We start from the raw sequence: 20972 nt of genomic DNA on the forward strand, positions 1-20972 counted from the left end.
GCCAAGTGACGGCAAAGAACAGAGGAGTAACTGACTTTCCCTCAACGTCCCTTGTCGAATCTTTTCGACTCTTCAAGCACCTTGACCCCTCTCACCCCCGTCCCCACTATGGGAGCGCTCCCACTGGTTCAAGCCTTGACATCTCCGAGCCGCGAGGAGGAACCAGCCCATGCCCCCCAGAGCAAGACGCCGGACCGCCCGGCGTTTGTGGACCGCCGTCGTGGCGGCCCTGGCACTTCCGTTCACGATGCTGAGTACGGGATCGACTCCCGCACAGGCGGCGCCACTTCAGTGCAGCGTCGACTACAAGACGAACGACTGGGGATCCGGTTTCACCGCGGACCTGACGATCACCAACCGCGGCACGGACCCCATCGCCGGCTGGACCCTGACCTACGGCTACGCGGGCAACCAGAAGCTCAGCGGCACCGGCTGGAACGGCTCCTGGTCCCAGTCCGGCCAGGCGATCACGGTGAAGAACGCGTCGTACAACGGCACCATCGCCGCGGGCGCCGCCGTCTCCACCGGCGCGCAGTTCACCTACAGCGGCACGAACGCGAACCCGGCCGCCTTCGCGGTGAACGGCACCAGCTGCACGGGGGCGCACCAGCCGCCGATCACCGTGCTGACCAGCCCGGCACCGGGTGCGGTCTACACGCAGGGGGACGCGGTTCCGCTCGCCGCGACCGCCGCGGCCGCGGACGGGGCGACGATCAGCAAGGTGGAGTTCTACGACGACACCACGCTGCTGGGCACGGACACGACGGCGCCGTACTCCCTCTCGGCCTCAAGTTTGACCGTGGGCAGTCATTCGCTCCTCGCGAAGGGGTACGACAGTCTGGGCGCGTCCGCGGAGTCCACGCCGGTCGGCATCACGGTCGCGTCGGGTCCCGCGGTGGTGGCCTCGGCCAACCAGCTGGCCGTCCAGCAGGGCAAGACGGGCACGTTCGACGTGAAGCTGTCGACCCAGCCGTCCGCCAACGTGACGGTCACCACCGCCCGCACCGGCGGCAACACGGGTCTGTCGGTGACCGGCGGGGCGTCGCTCGCCTTCACCCCGTCGAACTGGAACACCGCGCAGAAGGTGACCATCACGGCCGACGCCTCCGGCACCGGTGCGGCGACCTTCGAGTCGACGGCCACCGGTCACGCGAAGTCCACGGTGACGGTCACCCAGATCGCGGCGTCGAAGACGTACGACGCCCGCTTCCTGGAGCTGTACGGCAAGATCACCAACCCGGCCAGCGGCTACTTCTCCCCCGAGGGCATCCCCTACCACTCGGTCGAGACGCTGATCGTCGAGGCGCCGGACCACGGGCACGAGACGACATCGGAGGCGTACAGCTACCTGCTGTGGCTGCAGGCGATGTACGGCAAGGTCACCGGCGACTGGACGAAGTTCAACGGCGCCTGGGAGATCATGGAGAAGTTCATGATCCCCACCCACGCCGACCAGCCGACGAACTCCTTCTACAACGCCTCCAAGCCGGCGACGTACGCACCCGAGCTGGACACCCCCAACGAGTATCCGGCGAAGCTCGACGCGTCGGTCTCGGTCGGTTCGGATCCGATCGCCGGTGAACTGAAGACCGCATACGGTACGGACGACGTCTACGGTATGCACTGGCTGCAGGACGTCGACAACGTCTACGGCTACGGCAACTCGCCCGGCAAGTGCGAGGCGGGTCCGACCGACACCGGGCCGTCGTACATCAACACCTTCCAGCGGGGCGCGCAGGAGTCGGTGTGGGAGACGGTGCCGCAGCCGACCTGCGACGCCTTCAAGTACGGCGGCAAGAACGGGTACCTGGACCTGTTCACAGGTGACGCCTCGTACGCCAAGCAGTGGAAGTTCACCAACGCCCCGGACGCCGACGCGCGCGCGGTGCAGGCCGCCTACTGGGCCGACAAGTGGGCCGACGAACAGGGCAAGGGCAGTGCCGTCTCCGCGACCGTCGCCAAGGCCGCGAAGATGGGCGACTACCTGCGCTACTCCATGTACGACAAGTACTTCAAGAAGGTCGGCAACTGTGTCGGACCGTCGGCCTGTGCGGCCGGCACCGGCAAGGACGCCTCGATGTACCTGATGTCCTGGTACTACGCCTGGGGCGGTGCCACCGACACCTCGGCCGGCTGGGCCTGGCGCATCGGCTCCAGCCACGCGCACGGCGGCTACCAGAACCCCCTGGCCGCGTACGCGCTGAGCAGTTACGCCGACCTGAAGCCCAAGTCGGCGACCGGGCAGGTGGACTGGGCCAAGTCGCTCGGCAGGCAGCTGGAGTTCTACCGCTGGCTGCAGTCGGACGAGGGCGCGATCGCGGGCGGTGCGACCAACAGCTGGGCGGGCCGCTACGCGACACCGCCGGCCGGGAAATCGACGTTCTACGGCATGTACTACGACCAGCAGCCCGTCTACCACGACCCGCCGTCCAACCAGTGGTTCGGCTTCCAGGCGTGGTCGATGGAACGGGTGGCCGAGTACTACCAGCAGACGGGTGACGCGAAGGCCAAGGCGGTCCTCGACAAGTGGGTCGACTGGGCGCTGTCCAAGACCACGGTCAACCCGGACGGCACCTACCTGATCCCGTCGACGCTCCAGTGGTCGGGCCAGCCCGACACCTGGAACGCCACCAGCCCGGGCGCCAACAGCGGCCTGCACGTCACCGTCGCCGACTACACCAACGACGTCGGTGTGGCCGCCGCGTACGCCAAGACCCTGACGTACTACGCGGACCGCTCCGGCGACACCCAGGCCGCGACCACGGCCAAGGCACTGCTCGACGGCATGTGGGGCAACTACCAGGACGGTCTCGGCATAGCCGTCCCGGAGACCCGCGCCGACTACAACCGCTTCGACGACGGCGTGTACGTCCCGAGCGGCTGGACCGGCACCATGCCGAACGGCGACGCGCTCAACGCGTCGTCGACCTTCGACTCCATCCGCTCCTTCTACGAGGACGACCCGGCCTGGTCGAAGATCGAGGCCTACCTGGCGGGCGGCGCCGCGCCCTCCTTCACGTACCACCGGTTCTGGGCCCAGGCGGACATCGCCCTGGCCATGGGCTCGTACGCGGAGCTTCTCGAATAGCCCCCGCCGAGCGCTCCGCGGGAAGGGCTGTGTTCTTTGGCTGCGGGCCGTGTGTGGCTGGTCGCGCAGTTCCCCGCGCCCCTGAAGGGGCGCGGTAGCTCACGGCGCTTGTCCGGAACCGCTCGAAGGCTCCGCGTACGCGGTCTCGTCACCTGACGACGAGGCCACCTGACCGGGCGGCCCCCACCCGCACTGGGGGCCGCCCGGTCCTCGCACGCTCCCCTTCTGAACGGCCCTCCCCCCGCAAGGCCCTCCCGAAAGGAAGGTCCCCCACCGTGCGAAGAACCCGCACCCTCACGGCCGTACTGGCGCTCGCGGCCGGTCTGCTCGCGGGCACCCCGCCCGCACTCGCCGCGGACACCGCGAAGCCGGCGATCGCCGCCGACACGTACACCTGGAAGAACGCGCGCATCGACGGCGGCGGCTTCGTCCCCGGCATCGTCTTCAACCGCACCGAGAAGAACCTGGCGTACGCCCGTACCGACATCGGCGGTGCCTACCGCTGGCAGGAGTCGGCGAAGACCTGGACGCCCCTGCTGGACTCGGTCGGCTGGGACGACTGGGGGCACACGGGCGTGGCCGCGCTGGCCTCGGACTCCGTGGACCCGGACAAGGTGTACGCGGCTGTCGGCACGTACACGAACAGCTGGGATCCGGGGAACGGGGCCGTGCTCAGGTCCTCCGACCGGGGCGCCAGCTGGCAGAAGGCCGACCTGCCCTTCAAGCTGGGCGGCAACATGCCCGGCCGGGGCATGGGCGAGCGGCTGGCGATCGACCCGCACAAGAACAGCGTGCTGTACCTCGGCGCGCCGAGCGGCAAGGGGCTGTGGCGGTCGACGGACTCCGGTGTCACCTGGTCGCAGGTGACCGGCTTCCCCAACGTCGGCAACTACGCCCAGGATCCGAGCGACACCAGCGGCTACGCGAGCGACAACCAGGGCATCGTGTGGGTCACCTTCGACGAGTCGACGGGGACCGCCCAGAACGCGACGAAGACGATCTACGTCGGGGTCGCCGACAAGGACAACGCGGTGTACCGCTCGACGGACGCGGGCGCGACCTGGACGCGGCTGGCCGGACAGCCGACGGGATACCTCGCGCACAAGGGTGTACTGGATGCGACGAACGGTTTTCTGTATCTGGCATACAGCGACAAGGGCGGCCCGTACGACGGCGGCAAGGGCCAGTTGTGGCGGTACGCGACCGCGACCGGCACCTGGACGGACATCAGCCCGGTCGCCGAGGCCGACACCTACTACGGCTTCAGCGGACTGACGGTGGACCGGCAGAAACCCGGCACGGTCATGGCCACCGCATACAGCTCCTGGTGGCCGGACACCCAGATCTTCCGCTCCACGGACAGTGGCGGTACCTGGACGAAGGCGTGGGACTACTCCTCGTATCCCACCCGCTCCAACCGCTACACGATGGACGTGTCGTCCTCCCCGTGGCTGACCTGGGGCGCGAACCCCTCGCCGCCCGAGCAGGCCCCGAAACTCGGCTGGATGACCGAGTCGCTGGAGATCGACCCGTTCGACTCGGACCGGATGATGTACGGGACCGGGGCGACGGTCTACGGCACGGAGAACCTCACCAACTGGGACGGCGGAAGCCAGTTCACCATCAAGCCGATGGTGCAGGGCCTGGAGGAGACGGCGGTCAACGACCTCGCGTCGCCTCCCTCCGGCGCCCCGTTGCTGAGCGCCCTCGGTGACATCGGCGGCTTCCGGCACACGGACCTGACGAAGGTCCCGTCGATGATGTACACCTCGCCCAACTTCACGTCGACGACCAGCCTGGACTTCGCCGAGACCACCCCGAGCACGGTGGTCCGGGTCGGCAACCTCGACTCGGGCCCGCACATCGCGTTCTCGACGGACAACGGCGCCAACTGGTTCGCGGGGACCGACCCTTCGGGTGTCAGCGGCGGCGGCACGGTCGCGGCGGCGGCCGACGGCAGCCGGTTCGTGTGGAGCCCGGCGGGCACGGGGGTGCAGTACGCGACGGGCTTCGGCTCGTCCTGGGCGGCGTCGAGCGGCATCCCCGCGGGTGCGATCGTCGAGTCGGACCGGGTGGACCCGAAGGTCTTCTACGGTTTCAAGTCCGGCAAGTTCTACGTCAGTTCGGACGGCGGCGCGACCTTCACCGCGTCTGCGGCAGCCGGCCTGCCGGCCGGTGACAGCGTCCGCTTCAAGGCGCTGCCCGGTACGAAGGGCGACGTGTGGCTGGCGGGCGGTGCGAGCGACGGGGCGTACGGGCTGTGGCACTCCACGGACGGCGGCGCGACCTTCGCCAAGCTCGCGGGCGTCGAGCAGGCCGACACGATCGGCTTCGGCAAGGCGGCGACGGGGGCGTCGTACCAGACGCTCTACACCAGCGCGAAGATCGGCGGGGTGCGCGGCATCTTCCGCTCCACCGACAAGGGCGCGACCTGGACCCGCATCAACGACGATGCCCACGAGTGGGGTTGGACGGGTGCGGCGATCACCGGTGACCCGCGGGTGTACGGCCGTGTGTACGTGGCGACGAACGGCCGCGGCGTCATCTACGGCGACAGCTCCGACACCGGCGGCGGCGGAACCGATCCGGGACCGGGCCCCGACCCGACCCCGACCGGCGCCTGCGCGGTGACGTACAAGGTCACCAACCAGTGGTCGGGCGGCTTCCAGGCGGACGTACACCTGTCCAACACCGGCTCAACCGCGTGGAGCACCTGGTCACTCGGCTGGTCCTTCGCGGACGGGCAGAAGGTGTCGCAGGTGTGGAACGCCGACTACACGCAGTCGGGCACGGCGGTGACGGCCAAGAACGTCGGCTGGAACGCCAACGTGGCGGCGGGCTCGTCGGTGAGCTTCGGGTTCACGGGAAGCTGGTCGGGGACGAACACGAAACCGGCGGCGTTCAAGGTCGGTGACAAGACCTGCGCCCTGACCTGAGGGCGACGGCCCGGTAGGGCGGCGGCGGCCCGATGAGCGGGCCGCCGCCTGCGGGTCAGTCCGGGGTCCCAGACCCGCGGGTGCGTCGTGTGTGTTCGTCGTCCGGGTCGGGTGGCTGCCTCCGGAACGGCAACTCGTCCTCGACCTGGTCCGGTCGGGACCAGGTGCGGTAGTCGGCCGGCCTGGGTCGGGGACGATCGGGTTCGGCCGGGCGGAACTCCTGCATCCTGAAGTCGCCGACGAAGACGAGGTCGTGCAGCATTCGCTCGGACAGTTCGGGATTGAGCTGCTCGTCCGCACCCTCCGCGCCCCAGCGCAGCAGGTGCTCCGCCGCTCGGGCCAGGCCTTCGGCAGAGGCCCCGGGAAAGGCCAGAGCCAGTGATGCCCGGACGATTTCCACCGCGTCCTCTGAACGCACCGTCATCGCCGCCTTTCACACACGATGCACTGGCCCGCGCGAGCCGTCACCGCGAGGGTGAGACGCGCCGCCCCCTGCGCCTGGCGGAGGCCCTCGTGCCGGTCGAGGTGAGCGTACTGCTGGGTGGAGAGTATGTCCCGGATGAAGACTTCCCAGTGGTCCTGGGCACGGCTCCAGTCGTTGCGGTGGGCGACCCGCACCCACACGTCGACGAAGTACTGCTGGGCGAAGGCGCCGTGGAAGTACCGCCGCAGATCGTCGATCCGTCCCGGCGGCCTGACCCGCTGCCCCAGCCTGCGCTGCCGGAACAACGTCTCCGTGGAGATCGACTTGGAACTGCTGATCCTCGTGGCGATCACATGACCGGCGACCCCGCCGATGATGGCGGGGACCAGGAGCCACCCGATCAGGGAGGACACCCACAGCGAGAGTCCCTTGGGGGCCTCGATGAGAGTGAAGGCCTTGTAGACCTCGCTGGGCGATGTGGACCGGGCGGCATAGACGTAGAGCAGGATCGCACCGACGGCCATCGGTATGCCCCAGTCGATCACCCACTGGGTGACGCCCTTCAATGCCTTCCTCGAACGCCACACCCGCCGAAAGCGCCGGAACGTGCCGCGTTTTGCAGGTGCCAGTTTGAGATCCGGCGGAATCGGAATGGGCCCGTTTGGCAATGAACTCCCCCGTACATGCGCGCGACAGTGCCCGCGGCGTCGACTTCGGCCTCGTAGGACCGACGCGGCACGCGGAGGCTGATTGTGCATCACGGCTCGTGGGAGGGGCCACCTGTTCCGGGCAACGCGGCTTTGAGCAGGCGGAATTCGTGCTCGGTGGGTGCTTACCTGGTTGGGTGCGCACCCACCCTTCCTCACGTGCTCACGGCGTGTAGACCGTCGGCCTCGGTGCCGTCGCCATGCCGTTGCCGATGAAGAAGCTCGGGTGCGGCGGTTGGTTGTATGCAGTATTTTGCCAGGCCAGTGCGGTGCGGTACATCGGGTCGTGGAGCAGCGTGGTGATCTTGGTGTTGGTCTCGGTGGGGGTCGAGTAGATCCGCAGGGCCGTGTTGTTCGACGTCGGCCAGACGACCTCCTCGCGCCAGTCGCCGAGGATGTCGCCGGACAGGGACGGCGTGGCCTTGGTGCCGTTGTTGGAGTGGACGCCCGAGCCGGTCAGCAGGCGGGTGTCGCCGGAGGTGCCGTACTTGTCGATGCGGGTGCCGTCGAGGAGTTCACGGACGGTGTCTCCGTCCCACCAGCTCACGAAGTTGATGCTGGAGGGCTCGCGGCCGAGGGAGGCGCCGGTCGCGGAGCGCAGGGTGGTGTCGGAGGCGGACCAGGCTTCCGCGCCCGCGCTGCCGGCGTAGATGTCGGCGGCGACTCCGCGGCCGTTGTCGGCGCCGGAGGCCGTCTGCCACAGGAGGGCGCCGGTGCGTGCGTCGGCCAGCCACGAGCCGGGCTGGCTGGTGCTCTCGGAGACCTTGAAGTACTCCAGGCCCGCCCGCGAGGGGTTGAGGTCCCCGACGTGGCCGGCGTCGCCGTGCCCGGTCTTGGTCGTCCACAGCCCGGAGCCGTTGTCGTCCACGGTCATGGCGCCGTACACGATCTCGTCCTTGCCGTCGGCGTCGACGTCGGCGATCGACAGGCTGTGGTTGCCCTGGCCGTCGAAGCCCTTGCCGGTGTTGGTGGAGGAGGAGGTGTCGAAGGTCCAGCGGCGGGTGAAGGTACCACCCCGCCAGTCCCAGGCGGCGATCACCGAGCGCGTGTAGTAGCCGCGCGCCATGATGAGCGAGGGGCGGGAGCCGTCCAGGTAGGCCGTTCCCGCGAGGAAACGGTCGACTCGGTTGCCGTACGAGTCGCCCCACGACGACACCGTGCCGCGGGCCGGGACGTAGTCGACGGTCTGCATCGCCTTGCCGGTCTGCCCGTTGAACATGGTCAGGAACTCGGGCCCGGACAGGACGTAACCGCCGGAGTTGCGGTGGTCGGCCGACGCGCTGCCGATGACCGCGCCGGTTCCGTCGACCGTGCCGTCGGCCGTCTTCATGGCGAGCTCGGCCTTGCCGTCACCGTCGTAGTCGTACGCCTGGAACTGCGTGTAGTGCGCGCCGGAGCGGATGTTGCGCCCCAGGTCGATGCGCCACAGCCGGGTGCCGTCGAGTTTGACGCCGTCGACGATCGTGTTGCCGGTGTAGCCGGACTGGGAGTTGTCCTTGGCGTTGGTCGGGTTCCACTTGAGTACGAAGTCGAGTTGTCCGTCACCGTCGAGGTCGGCGACGGAGGCGTCGTTGGCCTCGTAGGTGTAGGCGACGCCGTCGGGGGTGGTGCCGCCGGCGGGCGGGGTGATGGGTACGTCCTTGTATCCGGTGCGGAGTTGCACCGCGTGGACGGAGTCGGTCTGCTCCACGCCGCCGACGATCGCGCGGACGGTGTAGTCGGCCTGAGCGGGGGCGCCGGAGTGGAAGTAGTTCGTGGAGCCGGTGACGGGGGTGGAGTTGACCTTGGTGCCGGCCCGGTAGACGTTGAAGGAGACGTCGTTCGGGTCGGTGCCGAGCCAGCGCCAGCTGATCAGGTTGCCGCTGTCGACGTGCACGCTGACGACTCCGCGGTCGAGTTTCTCGACCTGGCGGGCGGTGGCGGCCTCGGCGGTGTCGGCGCCGAGTGACGTGGTGAGTCCGGCGCCGACGAGGGCCGCGACGGCCGTGGCCGCCGAGAGGAGCACTCGGCGTCTGCGGTGCCCGCGCGGGAGCGGCTGCGGGGGTGACTGGGGGTGGGACTGCGCGTGCGGGTGCGGGTTCTGCACGGGGCGAACCTCCTGGGAGGACGGGCGGGTTCCGTTCCTCCTCAGTCGCCGCCGCGCGTGACCGAGTTGCCGTATCTTTCGGCCAATTCGGCGACCGTGCGGGCGATCTTCGCGCGCAGCTCGGGCGGTTCGAGCACCTCGATGCCGGTGCCCAGGCGCAGGAACTCGGCGTGGGCGTGGTCGAGGGACTCGATGGGGACCGTGGCCACGGTCCAGCCGTGGTCGTCGGTGCGTGCGCCGACCACTGTCCGCCGGGCGAGTTGTACGCCAGGCGCCAGGCGCACCACCGCCTCGCCCTGCTGGAGCCGGGCGTGGAAGTCGCGCTGGTACGCCGTCCAGTACGTGGTCAGGTCGAAGTCGTCGGGGCGGGTGAACTCTTCGTCCGTGGTGGCGAGTTGGAGGATCTGGTCGACGCGGAAGGTGCGTGGTCCGGGGCCGGCGACGACGTACCAGCGGCCCGCTTTGAGGACCAGTGCGTACGGTTCCAGGCGGCGCTCCACGTCGGTGGGTGCACGCCAGCGACGGTATACAATATTCAGGATACGGTTGTTCCAGACCGCGTCGGCGACCGCGGCCAGGTACGGCGTCTCGTCCCCGTCCGCGTACCATCCCGGCGCGTCAAGGTGGAAGCGCCCGCTGATCCGGTCCGCGTGGGCGCGTAGTTCCGTCGGCAGGGCGGCGCGCACCTTGAGCTGGGCGGCCGCCAGGACGGAGCCGAGACCGAGGTCGGCGGCGGGCCCAGGGGCCCCGGAAAGGAACAGGGCCTGCGCCTCCCCCGCGGTCAGGCCGGTGAGACGGGTGCGGTAGCCGTCGAGGAGCCGGTAGCCGCCGGCATGGCCCGCGTCGCCGTACAGCGGGACACCGGCGGCACTCAGTGCTTCGACGTCCCGGTAGACCGTGCGGACGGAGACCTCCAGTTCCCCGGCGAGCTGAGCGGCGGTCATCCGGCCGCGGGTCTGGAGCAGCAGCAGGATGGACACCAGACGGCTCGACTTCACTGACACAGGATGGCAGTGAAGCGGCCCTAGCGTCGCGTCATGGCTTTCACGGAGAAACTGCTGAGCGTGCCGCCGCCGATCGAGGTGGCAGGGCGGCGCGTCAAGCGCTACCACGTCACCGCGGATTCGGCGGGCATCGCGCCCGACGTGGCGAAGGCGGCGTACGACATCCTGCCGGAGCTGTTGCCGGAGCCGGACGGGACCCCGCCGGCGACGTTCGTGGTGCTGCACCGGGGTGGCGACAACGGCGTCTACCTGAACGCGTACAGCTGGGTGTGGGACAACGTCCTGCACTTCCGGGGCGCCGCGGCGGGCCAGCCCGTCCTCGGCTGCCCGGACGACGACCCCACGCACTTCGTCGCACCAGACCGGCCGTGGATCGGCTGCGTCTGGGAGCTCCCGCCGATCCTGCACGAACGGGACGCCTGGGTACGGCACCTGCTCGCCCCCGAAGTCCCCGATCTGGAGGCCTACTTGGCCGACGCACTGCCGGCCGGAACCACAGGAGACCGCTGACGAGCAGTGCGCACGTCGACTTCCCGCACGGCGAGTGGGCGGTCCGCCACCGTCGCCGCACCGACTTTCCCGGGACGGCGGGACCACGTGGGTGACCGTCTGGCGCAGGGACGTCAGCCGGTCTTGCGGAACGCCAGCACCTCGAACACCGGGTCGGGCCGCGGCCGGTCCTGGTCGGGCAGCGCCTGGAGGCGGTCGGCGAACGGTTCGACGAGCGGATGGCCGGGCGGCAGCCGTGTGAACCAGCCGCGCCGCAGGTCCGCGACCGTACTGCGCGGGCTGCGGCCCTGACCGAGGCCCGGAAAACGGGTCTCCCCCGCCGGATCCAGTCCACAGGCGACCGCATACGACGCAACGGCCGCGCGCGCGTCCCGGGCCGGCCGGCGCGGGCGCGGCGCGAGCACCGCGTCGATGTCGCTGCCCACGTCGTGCGCGGCGGCCTTGTCGACGGTGGTGACGTACACGCCGCCCGGCCGCAGCACGCGCGCGCACTCGGCGACGACGGCCCGGACGTCGCCGGGCCCGTCGAGCAGATGGAGCAGCCACACACTGGTGACGGCGTCGAACGCCCCGCCGGGGAACGGCAGTCGGCGGCCGTCCGCGAGGACGATCGCCCCGGGCAGCCGTACGGCCGCCGTCCGGGCCATCCCGTACGTCAGGTCCGCGCCCGTCACCCGCAGGGCGGGCCGGACCGCCGCCAGACGACGGGTCACGATCCCCGTGCCGCAGGCCACGTCGAGAAGGCGGCGGGCGCCGGCCGGGACCAGGCCGAGAACTGCGCCGGCGGCCGCGGCGGCTCGGGGCTCGCCGCCGCGGGTGGCATCGTAGGCGTCGGCCTCCTTGTCGTAGTCCAGCACCTGCGTCACTGGGCTCCGTGGCCGGGGGCGAGCGCCTCCACTTTCGCCGCGAGTTCGAAGTCCAGCTCGGTGACCGCCCCGCCCACGCTGTGGGTGTTCACCGTCAGGGAGACGGTGTTGTAGCCGAGGGTGAGATCCGAGTGGTGGTCGAGTTCCTCCTGGACCTGGGCGATGTGGACGACCATCGCCGTGGCGGCGAAGTGCGAGCCGAGCCGGTAGGAACGGGCGAGACGGTCGCCGTCGAGCGACCAGCCCGGCAGCTCGGCGAGCCGGTCCTCGATGTCCTTCTGCGACAGCGGTTCGAGGGGCATGACCTCGCTCCTTCGTGGATGTCGGGTGTTCCTCCAGCCTGCCACAGCGGGGCTGCTTCGGCCCTGGTCAGGAGGGTTCCCGGTGGTCAGCCGCGGACACCTCCCAGAGAGGGGATCCCAGGGCCGCCAGGTCGTCGGCGAGCGCGGCGATCGGGGCCCGGCCCTCGACCTGCTCCACCCACGCGTGCGGCAGTCCGACGTCGCCGTGCCGGGCGCCGAGGAGGTTGCCGCAGATGGAGCCGGTGGAGTCGCTGTCGCCGGAGTGGTTGACGGAGAGGAGCAGGGCGTCCTTGACCTCGGGCGTGGCGAGGGCGCAGTAGACACCGATGGCGAGGGCTTCCTCGGCGACCCAGCCCGCTCCGAGGGACTCCACCTTCTCCGCCGTCGGCCCGCCGTGCGCCGCCAGGTCGAGGGCCTGGCGCAGAGCGGCCGAGGTCTCCTCGTGGCCCCGGTGGCGCTCCAGCTCGCGCAGGGCGCGCAGGACCGAGCCTTCGAGGGAGTCCCCGTCGACGATGTGCGCCACGATCGCGGCGAACGCTCCCGCCGCGTAGTAGCCGGTGGGGTGGCCGTGAGTGATCTGGGCGCCGCGGGCGGCCATGGCGAAGGCCGCGTCGGCGCGGTTGACGAGACCGAAGGGGGCCGAGCGCATCACCGCGCCGCAGCCCTTGGAGTCGGGGTTGACCTCACCCGGCTTGCCGTCGAGTTCCAGCCACGGATCGGGGGCGTACATCTGGGCGACCCCGGACAGGCAGGCGTTGCCGGGAGCACGGCGGGAGTACAGCCAGGCCTCGGTGATCAGACCGCCCGCGGGAGCGCCGCTCGGAGCCGGTGCGGCCTGCTCCGGGCCCGGCTTCGTCTGGGTCTCCAGCCACCGCTCGTACGCCCAGCGCAGCAGCACGGCCCAGCTGCCGCCGATGCCCTTCTCCCGCTCCCTCGCGTAGGCCTGCACGAGGGCCTCGACGGTGAACAGGGTCATCTGCGTGTCGTCACTGATGCGGCCGACCACACCGTGCGCGCCGGGCACGAACCCGGTCACCCCGCGCTCACCGTGGGACGCGCGGATCCGGTCCAGGGAGGAGAACTCGACGGGATAGCCGAGGGCGTCGCCGACGGCCCCGCCCAGGAGGCAGCCACGCACTCTGGCGCGGTGGACCGCTGCGGTCTCCAGTGTCTGCTGCTGCGGCCGGCTCATGCGCCCACTCCTCGACTCACCACGGGCGACTGTCCATTGTCTACAGTCGCCCGTTCTTCGACCACGGTATTTCGACCACGGTATTTCGACCAGGGCTGATCGCCGACGGTCGCCGCCATCCCGGCTGCGACCGCCCGTCAACCGTGGCCGTTCCTCGGCTACGGTCGTCCGTATGACCATTCTCGCGTCCGGTTCCGCCGCGCCCGCCGGTACCCCCGCCGACAAGGGGGTGGGCCCACTGCTGCGGGCCTGGCGGGAGCAACGACGGGTCAGTCAGCTGGAGCTGGCGTTGCGCGCCGACTCCTCGGCCCGGCACATCAGCTTCATCGAGACAGGCCGTTCCCGGCCGAGCGAGGAGATGGTGCTGCGGCTGGCCGAACACCTCGACATTCCCGTCCGCGAGCGCAACGCCCTGCTGCTGGCGGCCGGTTACGCCCCGCACTACCCCCAGACCCCGCTGGACGACCCGGCGCTGGACTCCCTGCGCGAAGGCATGGAGCGGTTGATCCAGGGCTACGAGCCGTACCCGGCCCTCGTGGTCGACGCGATGTACAACGTCGTCGCGGCGAACCGGGGCATCCTGATGCTGCTCGACGGCATCCCGGAGTCCCTGCTCGCGCCACCGCTCAACGCCATGCGGCTGACCCTGCATCCGCGGGGCCTGGCATCCCGCATCCGCAACCTCCGTGAGTGGCGCGGGCATCTACTGGCCCAGATGGGCCGACAGATCGCCCTGCACCGTTCGGAGCCGCTGCGGGCGCTGTACGAAGAGGTCGCCGCGTACCCGGTGCCGGAGGCGGCCGCCGAGGCTCTGGGCGGACAGCCGGCCGAGCCCGTCGCCTGCTTCGCGCTGCCGATGCAGATCGAGCACGAGGGACGGACACTGTCGTTCGTCTCGTCCATCTCCACCTTCAACACACCCATGGACGTGACCGTCGCCGAGCTGGCCATCGAGACGCTGCTCCCGGCCGACCCGGCGACGGTCAAGTACCTTCACTCACTGATGTCCTGACGGCTCCTCAGGGCGGTGTACTGCAGCAGGGCGAAGCCGGCGACGGTGAGAGCCTGGAGCACGGTCCACACGGCGCCGGCCGTGGTCGGCGACAGCCACAGGGCCAGGGCGACGAGACTCAGCGCCGCCCAGGCGAGGTTGGCCTCGATCACGGCCCGGACGGGCAGCGCGGCCGGATGGGCGCGGGCCGCCAGGAGGCCGACGGCCGCCGCGTACGCGGTGAGGAAGATCCCGAGTCCGAGGAGCAGCCCCGAGTCGGTTCCGAGGAAACGCCCGAGCGGGCCGGAGGCGGTCAGGTAGGCGAGGCCGTTCGCCCCGGTCACCACGGCGTCCAGGACGAGGAAGCGCCGCAGCTTGGTGTGCGGGTCGGAGCTACGGGCGAGCGCGGCGAGCTGGGTCGCGGACATGACGAATCACCCTCTGTCGAAGTCGAGTGGCAAAACCGGATCCCGGATCCCGGATTTCGAATCCCACATCCCGGATCCCGGATCCCGGATCCCGGATCCCGGATCCCGGATCCCGGGCCGGAGTGCGCCGGCCCGGAACCCGTTGCCACCACGATCCCGTCGGCCGGCGCCCCGGTCGATTACCCCTGAGGTAATCCCGGCGGGGAGGAACGCACACCGTCCCCGCCCCCGCCCCGCCCCGTGGCTTGTCCCCCGGCCCCTGGGACTGATGTGACCGCCATGGAACATGGCACACTGCACGCAAGCTTCGACGCGTAGGGGAGGCGTGGCGTGAGTGAGCGGCGTCCTGCGCCCACCGTGGGTCAGGTGGTGCTCGGCAGACGCCTGCAGGAACTGCGGGAGGCGGCCGGCCTCAAGCGCGAGGAGGCCGCACAGGTTCTGCGGGTGGCCCCGGCGACCGTACGGCGGATGGAAATGGCCGAGGTCGCGCTGAAAATACCGTATGTCCAGGTGCTGTTGGAGACGTACGGTGTCGGCGACGACGAGACGGCCTCCTTCGTGGACCTGGCCGAGGAGGCGAACCGGCCGGGCTGGTGGCAGCGGTTCCACGACGTGCTGCCGGACTGGTTCAGCCTGTACGTGAGCCTGGAGGGTTCCGCCCGGATCATCCGCTCCTACGAACCGCACTTCGTGCCGGGTCTGTTGCAGACCGAGGCGTACGCGCGGGCCGTGATGGAGGCGGGGACGATAGGGCAGGCGGGACCGGAGACGACCGAGCGGCATGTGTCCCTGCGCATGGAGCGGCAGCGGCTGTTGGAGCGCCCGGACCCGCCCCACCTGTGGGTGATCATGGACGAGACGGTGCTGCGGCGGCCGGTGAGCATCCACGGTGAGGTCATGCGCGACCAGTTGGACAGGCTCCTGGAGTTCGCCGAGCGCGACCGGGTCACGCTGCAGGTCGCGGAGTTCGAGGAGGGCCCGCATCCGGGGACGTACGCGCCGTTCTCACTGTTCCGCTTCGGCGAGCCGGAGCTGCCCGACATGGTCTTCACCGAGTACCTGACCGGCGCCCTCTATCTCGACTCCCGCAAGGAGGTCGCGACGCATCTGGAGGTCCTGGACCACATGTCGGCGCGGGCCGCGTCGGCCGAGCGCACCAAGAAGCTGCTCCGGGAGCGCCGCGAGGACTTCTGAGCCCCGCACGGCCCACCCTGCACAGCCCACGGACCACGGCCCACCCCGCACAGCCCACACGGCCCACACGGCCCACATACGCCACCCCCGCACGATCCGACCGCCCCCTGCCCCCCCCAGCCTCCAGCCTCCAGGAGACGACGCCCTATGGCCGGATCCGACGCCACGCCCGTCCGCATCGACACCAGCCGGCCGCACCCGGCCCGGGTGTACGACTGGTGGCTGGGCGGCAAGGACAACTATCCGGTGGACGAGGAACTGGCCCGCCGGATCCTCGCCGTCGACGACACGGTGCTGCGCGGGGCGCGGGCCAACCGCCGGTTCATGCAGCGGGCGACCCGGGTGGCCGCCGAGGCGGGGGTACGGCAGTTCCTGGACATCGGTACCGGCATTCCCACCGAGCCGAACCTGCACCAGGTGGCGCAGGGGGTCGCGCCGGAGTCGAAGGTCGTGTACGCGGACAACGACCCGATCGTGCTCCGGCACGCCCAGGCCCTGCTGCACGGTGCGGCGGAGGGCTCGACCGACTACATCCACGCGGACGTTCGCGACCCGGACACGATCCTGCGGCTGGCGGCGCAGTCCCTGGACTTCGGGCAGCCGGTCGCCCTGTCGCTGGTGGCCCTGACGCACTACCTCGGTGACGCGGCGGACGGCGACGACGTGCACGGCCTGCTGAAGCGCTACGTCGACGTCCTGGCCCCTGGCAGCCATCTGATCCTGTCGCAGGTCACCCCTGACCTGAACCCGGAGGCGATCGGGAAGGCCGCCGAACACTTCCGTCGCAGCGGCACTCCCTTCCACCCGCGTTCGCTCGCCGAGTTCTCGCGCTTCTTCGACGGCCTGGAGCTGCTCGGCCCCGGCGTGATCCCGGTCTCCGGGTGGCGGCCGGAGCCGGAGGACGTGGCGGTACAGGCCGAGGGCATCGTGCCGGTGTACGCGGGGGTCGCCCGTAAGAGATAACTAGGCCGCCCCGTCCGTCTCGCCCCTGCCGCCCCTCGCGCCCCTGCCTTCCTGGTCGCGCTCGTCGTCGACGATCTCCGCGTCCACGACGCCCTCCTCGTCCTGCGGTGAGGTGTGCCGGCCGGCGTCCGTGTCCTCGGTGGGGGTCTGCTGGGCGGCGGACTGGGCGTACATCGCCTGGCCCATCTTCTGGCTGACGGAGGCGAGTTTCTCGACGCCTGTGCGCAGGTCGTTGGTTTCGGCGTTCCGTTCCAGGAGTTGTTTGAGTTCGGTGACGGCGGACTCGACCTCCGCCTTGGTGTCCGCGGGGATCTTGTCGCTGTTCTCGCGGACGAACTTCTCGGTCTGGTAGACGAGTTGTTCGGCCTGGTTGCGGGTCTCCGCCTCCTCGCGGCGTTTGCGGTCCTCCTCGGCGTACTGTTCGGCGTCCCGCATCATGCGGTCGATGTCGTCCTTGGGCAGGGCCGAGCCGCCGGTGACGGTCATCTTCTGTTCACGGCCCGTGGCGAGGTCCTTCGCCGACACGTGCATGATGCCGTTCGCGTCGATGTCGAAGGCCACCTCGATCTGCGGCACGCCCCGAGGCGCGGGCGGCAGGCCCGTGAGGTCGAAGACGCCCAGCTTCTTGTTGTAGGCGGCGATCTCGCGTTCGCCCTGGTAGACCTGGATGCCGACCGAGGGCTGGTTGTCGGTGGCGGTGGTGAAGATCTCCGAACGCCGCGTCGGAATGGTCGTGTTGCGTTCGATGAGCTTGGTCATGATGCCGCCCTTGGTCTCGATGCCGAGGGACAGCGGGGTGACGTCGAGCAGGAGGACGTCCTTGACGTCGCCGCGCAGGACGCCCGCCTGGAGGGCCGCGCCGACGGCGACGACCTCGTCGGGGTTGACGCCCTTGTGCGGGTCCTTGCCGGTGAGTTCCTTGACCAGGTCGGTGACGGCGGGCATGCGGGTGGAGCCGCCGACGAGGATGACGTGGTCGATCGCGGCGAGCTTGATGCCGGCGTCCTTGACCGCCTGGTGGAAGGGGTTCTTGCAGCGTTCGAGGAGGTCGGCGGTCAGCTCCTGGAACTGGGCGCGGGTCAGTTTCTCGTCGAGGTGCAGCGGGCCCTCGGCGGAGGCGGTGACGTAGGGGAGGTTGATCGTGGTCTCGGAGGAGCTGGACAGTTCGATCTTGGCCTTCTCGGCGCCCTCGCGCAGTCGCTGCACGGCCATCTTGTCGTTGCCGAGGTCGACGCCGTACTGGCCCTTGAACTTCTTCACCAGGTACTCGACGACCCGCTGGTCCCAGTCGTCGCCGCCGAGGTGGGTGTCACCGTTCGTCGCCTTGACCTCGATGACCCCGTCGCCGATCTCCAGCAGCGACACGTCGAAGGTGCCGCCGCCGAGGTCGAAGACCAGGACGGTCTGCTCCTCGCCCCGGTCCAGACCGTAGGCGAGGGCGGCGGCCGTCGGCTCGTTGATGATCCTGAGCACCTTCAGGCCGGCGATCTCGCCGGCCTCCTTGGTGGCCTGGCGCTGGGCGTCGTCGAAGTAGGCGGGGACGGTGATCACCGCGTCGGTGACGTCCTCGCCGAGGTAGGACTCGGCGTCCCGCTTCAGCTTCTGCAGCACCCGCGCCGACAGTTCCTGCGCCCGGTAGCGGGTGCCGTCGACGGCGCCCTGATCGGGGAAGCGCCAGGTCACGTCGCCCATGTGGCGCTTCATGGATCGCGCGGTGCGCTCGACGTTCGTCACGGCCTGCCGTTTGGCGACCTCGCCGACGAGCACCTCGCCGTTCTTGGCGAAGGCCACGACCGACGGTGTGGTCCTTGCCCCCTCCGCGTTCGCGACGACGGTGGGGTCGCCGCCCTCCAGCACGGCCACCACCGAGTTCGTGGTCCCGAGATCGATTCCGACCGCACGTCCCATCGCTGTCCCCTTCCGCCAGGGAGCCTCCCGCACTCCAGCACAAAACTTGAGTGCGTATCTGTCAATGGGTGGTTTCCGGTCAGTGGGGGCTCCTTCACACGGACGGGTACCCCAGTCGGCGCTCGTCCTGCCGTCCGCCCCTCAGGGCGACCGCCCGCCGGGGCCGGTCGGTGACCAGGACGTCCACGCGCTGGTCCGCGAGGAACGCGCGCATCGGGGCGTCCTCGTTGACCGTCCACACCATGGTGTGGAGGCCGTGCCGGGCCGCCTCGCGCAGGACGTTCACGCGTGCCAGCCCCTGGTGCACGGCGACCCCGGTCGCGCCGCAGGCGCGGACCCGCCGCATGGGCAGCAGCTCGCTGAGCCGGGTCCCGGGCAGCCGGGCCGGGCCGACGTCCCTGCGGTCGCGGCCCAGGGACAGGGCGGTGCGTACGGCGGGGAACGCCCGTCTGATGGCGGCGACGGAGGCGTCCTCCAGGGTCGTGGCGACGAAGCCGTCCATGCCGAGCAGGGCGATCGCCCGGTCGATCAGTTCGCGCTCGTGGCCCGTTTCCTTCAGGTCCAGGTGCCCCACGAGCTTCCCGGCGATCAGGTCCATGACCTCGTCGACCACCGGCACGGCGTACCCGGCGCGCTCGCTGAGCTCGGCGTGCGTGATCCGGGACAGGAGCGGCCCGGTGTGCGCGACCCGGGGGTCGTGGTAGACGACGAAGACGCCGTCGGCGGTACGCCGGATGTCGAACTCGACGTACTCCGCGCCGGACCCGATGGCGTCCTCGTACGCCGCCCAGGTGGCGGCGGCGGCGCGTTCGGATCCTCCCCGGTGGGCCGATACGGCGGGTCGTCGCGGCATGGTCAGGTCACCTTCCGCAGGCGCATGGTCGGGTCAGCTCCCGGAGGCGGATCGGGGCGGGGGCACCGGTGCGGGCGGGCCGCCGTCGGGCGGTGACAGGAGGGTGCCGGAGCGTCGGCTGACCCGCCTGAGCAGCACGTATCCGATCACGACGAGGACCACGAAGGGAAGCCAGGCCAGCGCGTACGCCGTGCCGTACGCGGAGAGGTCGAAGATGGAGCGGTCGGCGTCGACGTTCGTGCCGTTGATCCCGAAGAAGGTCAGCAGCAGGGTCGGCGGCAGGGCGATGAGGGTGGCCGCGGCGACGAGGGCGGAGACGGTGCGGTCGCGGCGGTCGTCGCGCTCGGCGAGTGCGGCGTCCAGGGCCGCGGAGCGGGCGCTGATCACGGAGGTGAGGCGCTCGACCATGCGGGCCGAGTTGTCGAGGCTGTCGCGGATGCCGAGGGCGTCGCGCAGCGAGGACTGGAAGCTCTCCATGAGCATCTCGGGGATCAGCAGGCTGTCGACGTAGGCCTCGACGCCGAAGGCCAGGTCCAGTTGCAGTTCGTTGACGCCCGCGGAGAGGCGGGAGATGAGGGAGCGGACCTCGTACGGCGAGTCCGTCAGGGCCCGTTCGTTGGCCCGCATCGTCTCGAAGGCGGCGAGGCGGGTGCGCTGGAGGACGGCGAGCGCGGAGATCATGCCGAGTGCGACCAGGGTCAGGCCGTTCTCCACGTGCGGGGCCCAGCCGGCCTGGACGGACACGCCGCGGCCGTGGGAGGAGAGGGTGAGGCCGTGCTCGCGCAGGTTGGGCGGCGTGGTGGCGTCGAGGTCGGCGGTGTGGGTCGCCGGCATCCTGCCGCGGTAGACGATCTCGTTGAGCAGGGCGGGCCGGCGGGCTGAGCCCTCATCGGTCCCGTCGGTCCCGTCGCCGTCGGCGAGCAGGTCGTGCAGTAACCGGCCGCCGGGGAAGACGAGTTGGTGCACGTTCTGGCCGTGGGCGAGCGGTGTCGGCAGAGCGAGCCGCTCGTTCAGCACGTCCAGCAGCGGTCTGCCGCCCAGGCGGATGCGTTCGCGGTGGAAGCAGGTGTCGGCGAGCCAGGCGGCGAGGGCGGCGGGCTCGGTGTCGGCGGCGAAGCCGCAGTCCAGGAGCAGGGTCACGTCGCCGCGCGGGGTGGCGACGACCATGATGTCGACCGTGGCGAGTTGCAGGCCGTGGCTGCCGTGCGGCAGGTGGAGGTCGTCCGGTGCGGCGGGTACGGCCAGGACCGGTACCGGGAGCACCTTCTCGCTGGACCTCAGGTGCGGTTCGAAGCGGCCGAAGTCGTAGCGGTCGACCAGGGCGCCGGGTGGGGAGTCGCCCGGGCGCATCCGGCCCGCCAGGCTGAACAGCAGTACCGCGCGGGTGAGTTCGCGTGTGGCGGAGTCGAGTGCCGTCGACCCGCTCGATGTTCCCGGCCCCATCACGTCCCTTTCGCCACCGTCATCCTGATACCCCTGCCCCGGGTCACGAACCGACCGTCGCGGGGGGGGCGCCCCCG

At 70.4% G+C, this 20972-nt stretch carries 17 protein-coding genes; 6 read left to right on the top strand and 11 right to left on the bottom strand.

The genetic code is table 11. The features are described 5' to 3' along the window. The first annotated feature begins 169 nt into the window (after positions 1–169). On the top strand, positions 170–3088 hold the full coding sequence (locus tag ACWBNA_RS07555; protein WP_482703432.1) for a glycoside hydrolase family 48 protein: 2919 nt from the start codon (positions 170–172) through the stop codon (positions 3086–3088). 275 nt (positions 3089–3363) lie between these two features. After that, complete coding sequence (locus ACWBNA_RS07560; RefSeq protein ID WP_482703433.1) at positions 3364–6024, top strand: cellulose binding domain-containing protein; 2661 nt, start codon at positions 3364–3366, stop codon at positions 6022–6024. A 55-nt stretch (positions 6025–6079) separates the two neighbouring features. Here ACWBNA_RS07560 and ACWBNA_RS07565 read toward each other — a convergent pair whose 3' ends face one another. The 4 genes from ACWBNA_RS07565 to ACWBNA_RS07580 form a co-directional block, all read right to left on the bottom strand. Beyond that, the gene (locus ACWBNA_RS07565) at positions 6080–6448 is read right to left on the bottom strand and encodes a hypothetical protein (protein WP_482703434.1); all 369 of its coding nucleotides are present in this window, start codon (positions 6446–6448) and stop codon (positions 6080–6082) included. Then, positions 6445–7014 carry a DUF6313 family protein gene (locus tag ACWBNA_RS07570; RefSeq protein WP_482703435.1) on the bottom strand — a complete coding sequence of 190 codons (570 nt, stop codon included), beginning with the start codon at positions 7012–7014 and terminating at the stop codon, positions 6445–6447. The genes ACWBNA_RS07565 and ACWBNA_RS07570 overlap by 4 nt, the downstream gene beginning before the upstream one ends. A 304-nt stretch (positions 7015–7318) precedes the next feature. Next, positions 7319–9241: a rhamnogalacturonan lyase gene (locus ACWBNA_RS07575; protein WP_482703436.1), complete on the bottom strand. Its 1923-nt coding sequence runs from the start codon at positions 9239–9241 to the stop codon at positions 7319–7321. Between the two features lie 41 nt (positions 9242–9282). Next, positions 9283–10239, bottom strand: a complete 957-nt coding sequence (locus ACWBNA_RS07580; RefSeq protein WP_482703437.1) for a helix-turn-helix transcriptional regulator — start codon at positions 10237–10239, stop codon at positions 9283–9285. Between the two features lie 39 nt (positions 10240–10278). Between ACWBNA_RS07580 and ACWBNA_RS07585 the strand changes: the two genes are divergently transcribed. Further along, positions 10279–10755, top strand: coding sequence for a hypothetical protein (locus ACWBNA_RS07585; RefSeq protein WP_482703438.1), 477 nt, complete (start codon positions 10279–10281; stop codon positions 10753–10755). Positions 10756–10868: 113 nt separating this feature from the next. Here the strand turns inward: ACWBNA_RS07585 and ACWBNA_RS07590 are convergent, their stop codons facing one another. From ACWBNA_RS07590 to ACWBNA_RS07600, 3 genes are all read right to left on the bottom strand, one after another. Then, positions 10869–11612 carry a class I SAM-dependent methyltransferase gene (locus ACWBNA_RS07590; RefSeq protein WP_482703557.1) on the bottom strand — a complete coding sequence of 248 codons (744 nt, stop codon included), beginning with the start codon at positions 11610–11612 and terminating at the stop codon, positions 10869–10871. 5 nt (positions 11613–11617) lie between these two features. Next, a complete protein-coding gene (locus tag ACWBNA_RS07595; RefSeq protein ID WP_482703439.1) occupies positions 11618–11923 on the bottom strand; it encodes a 4a-hydroxytetrahydrobiopterin dehydratase in 306 nt (101 codons plus the stop codon). A gap of 67 nt (positions 11924–11990) precedes the next feature. Further along, complete coding sequence (locus ACWBNA_RS07600; protein ID WP_482703440.1) at positions 11991–13115, bottom strand: ADP-ribosylglycohydrolase family protein; 1125 nt, start codon at positions 13113–13115, stop codon at positions 11991–11993. A 172-nt stretch (positions 13116–13287) separates the two neighbouring features. Between ACWBNA_RS07600 and ACWBNA_RS07605 the strand changes: the two genes are divergently transcribed. Continuing rightward, positions 13288–14127: a helix-turn-helix domain-containing protein gene (locus ACWBNA_RS07605; protein ID WP_482703441.1), complete on the top strand. Its 840-nt coding sequence runs from the start codon at positions 13288–13290 to the stop codon at positions 14125–14127. Here the strand turns inward: ACWBNA_RS07605 and ACWBNA_RS07610 are convergent. Then, positions 14109–14534 carry a hypothetical protein gene (locus ACWBNA_RS07610; RefSeq protein ID WP_482703442.1) on the bottom strand — a complete coding sequence of 142 codons (426 nt, stop codon included), beginning with the start codon at positions 14532–14534 and terminating at the stop codon, positions 14109–14111. The genes ACWBNA_RS07605 and ACWBNA_RS07610 overlap by 19 nt on opposite strands. Positions 14535–14864: 330 nt before the next feature. Between ACWBNA_RS07610 and ACWBNA_RS07615 the strand changes: the two genes are divergently transcribed. Both ACWBNA_RS07615 and ACWBNA_RS07620 read left to right on the top strand, forming a co-directional pair. Beyond that, the gene (locus ACWBNA_RS07615) at positions 14865–15728 is read left to right on the top strand and encodes a helix-turn-helix domain-containing protein (protein WP_482703443.1); all 864 of its coding nucleotides are present in this window, start codon (positions 14865–14867) and stop codon (positions 15726–15728) included. 147 nt (positions 15729–15875) lie between these two features. Further along, on the top strand, positions 15876–16691 hold the full coding sequence (locus tag ACWBNA_RS07620) for an SAM-dependent methyltransferase (protein ID WP_482703444.1): 816 nt from the start codon (positions 15876–15878) through the stop codon (positions 16689–16691). Here ACWBNA_RS07620 and dnaK read toward each other — a convergent pair whose 3' ends face one another. The 3 genes from dnaK to ACWBNA_RS07635 form a co-directional block, all read right to left on the bottom strand. Further along, positions 16692–18599 (bottom strand): molecular chaperone DnaK, encoded by a 1908-nt coding sequence (dnaK, locus tag ACWBNA_RS07625; RefSeq protein ID WP_482703445.1) that lies wholly within the window; start codon positions 18597–18599, stop codon positions 16692–16694. Between the two features lie 94 nt (positions 18600–18693). Further along, entirely contained in the window at positions 18694–19452 is a 759-nt protein-coding gene (locus ACWBNA_RS07630) for a glycerophosphodiester phosphodiesterase family protein (protein WP_482703446.1), read from the bottom strand. 33 nt (positions 19453–19485) lie between these two features. Next, positions 19486–20895, bottom strand: a complete 1410-nt coding sequence (locus tag ACWBNA_RS07635) for a hypothetical protein (protein WP_482703447.1) — start codon at positions 20893–20895, stop codon at positions 19486–19488. Positions 20896–20972: the final 77 nt, after the last annotated feature.

This window comes from Streptomyces sp. Q2, from assembly GCF_056820935.1.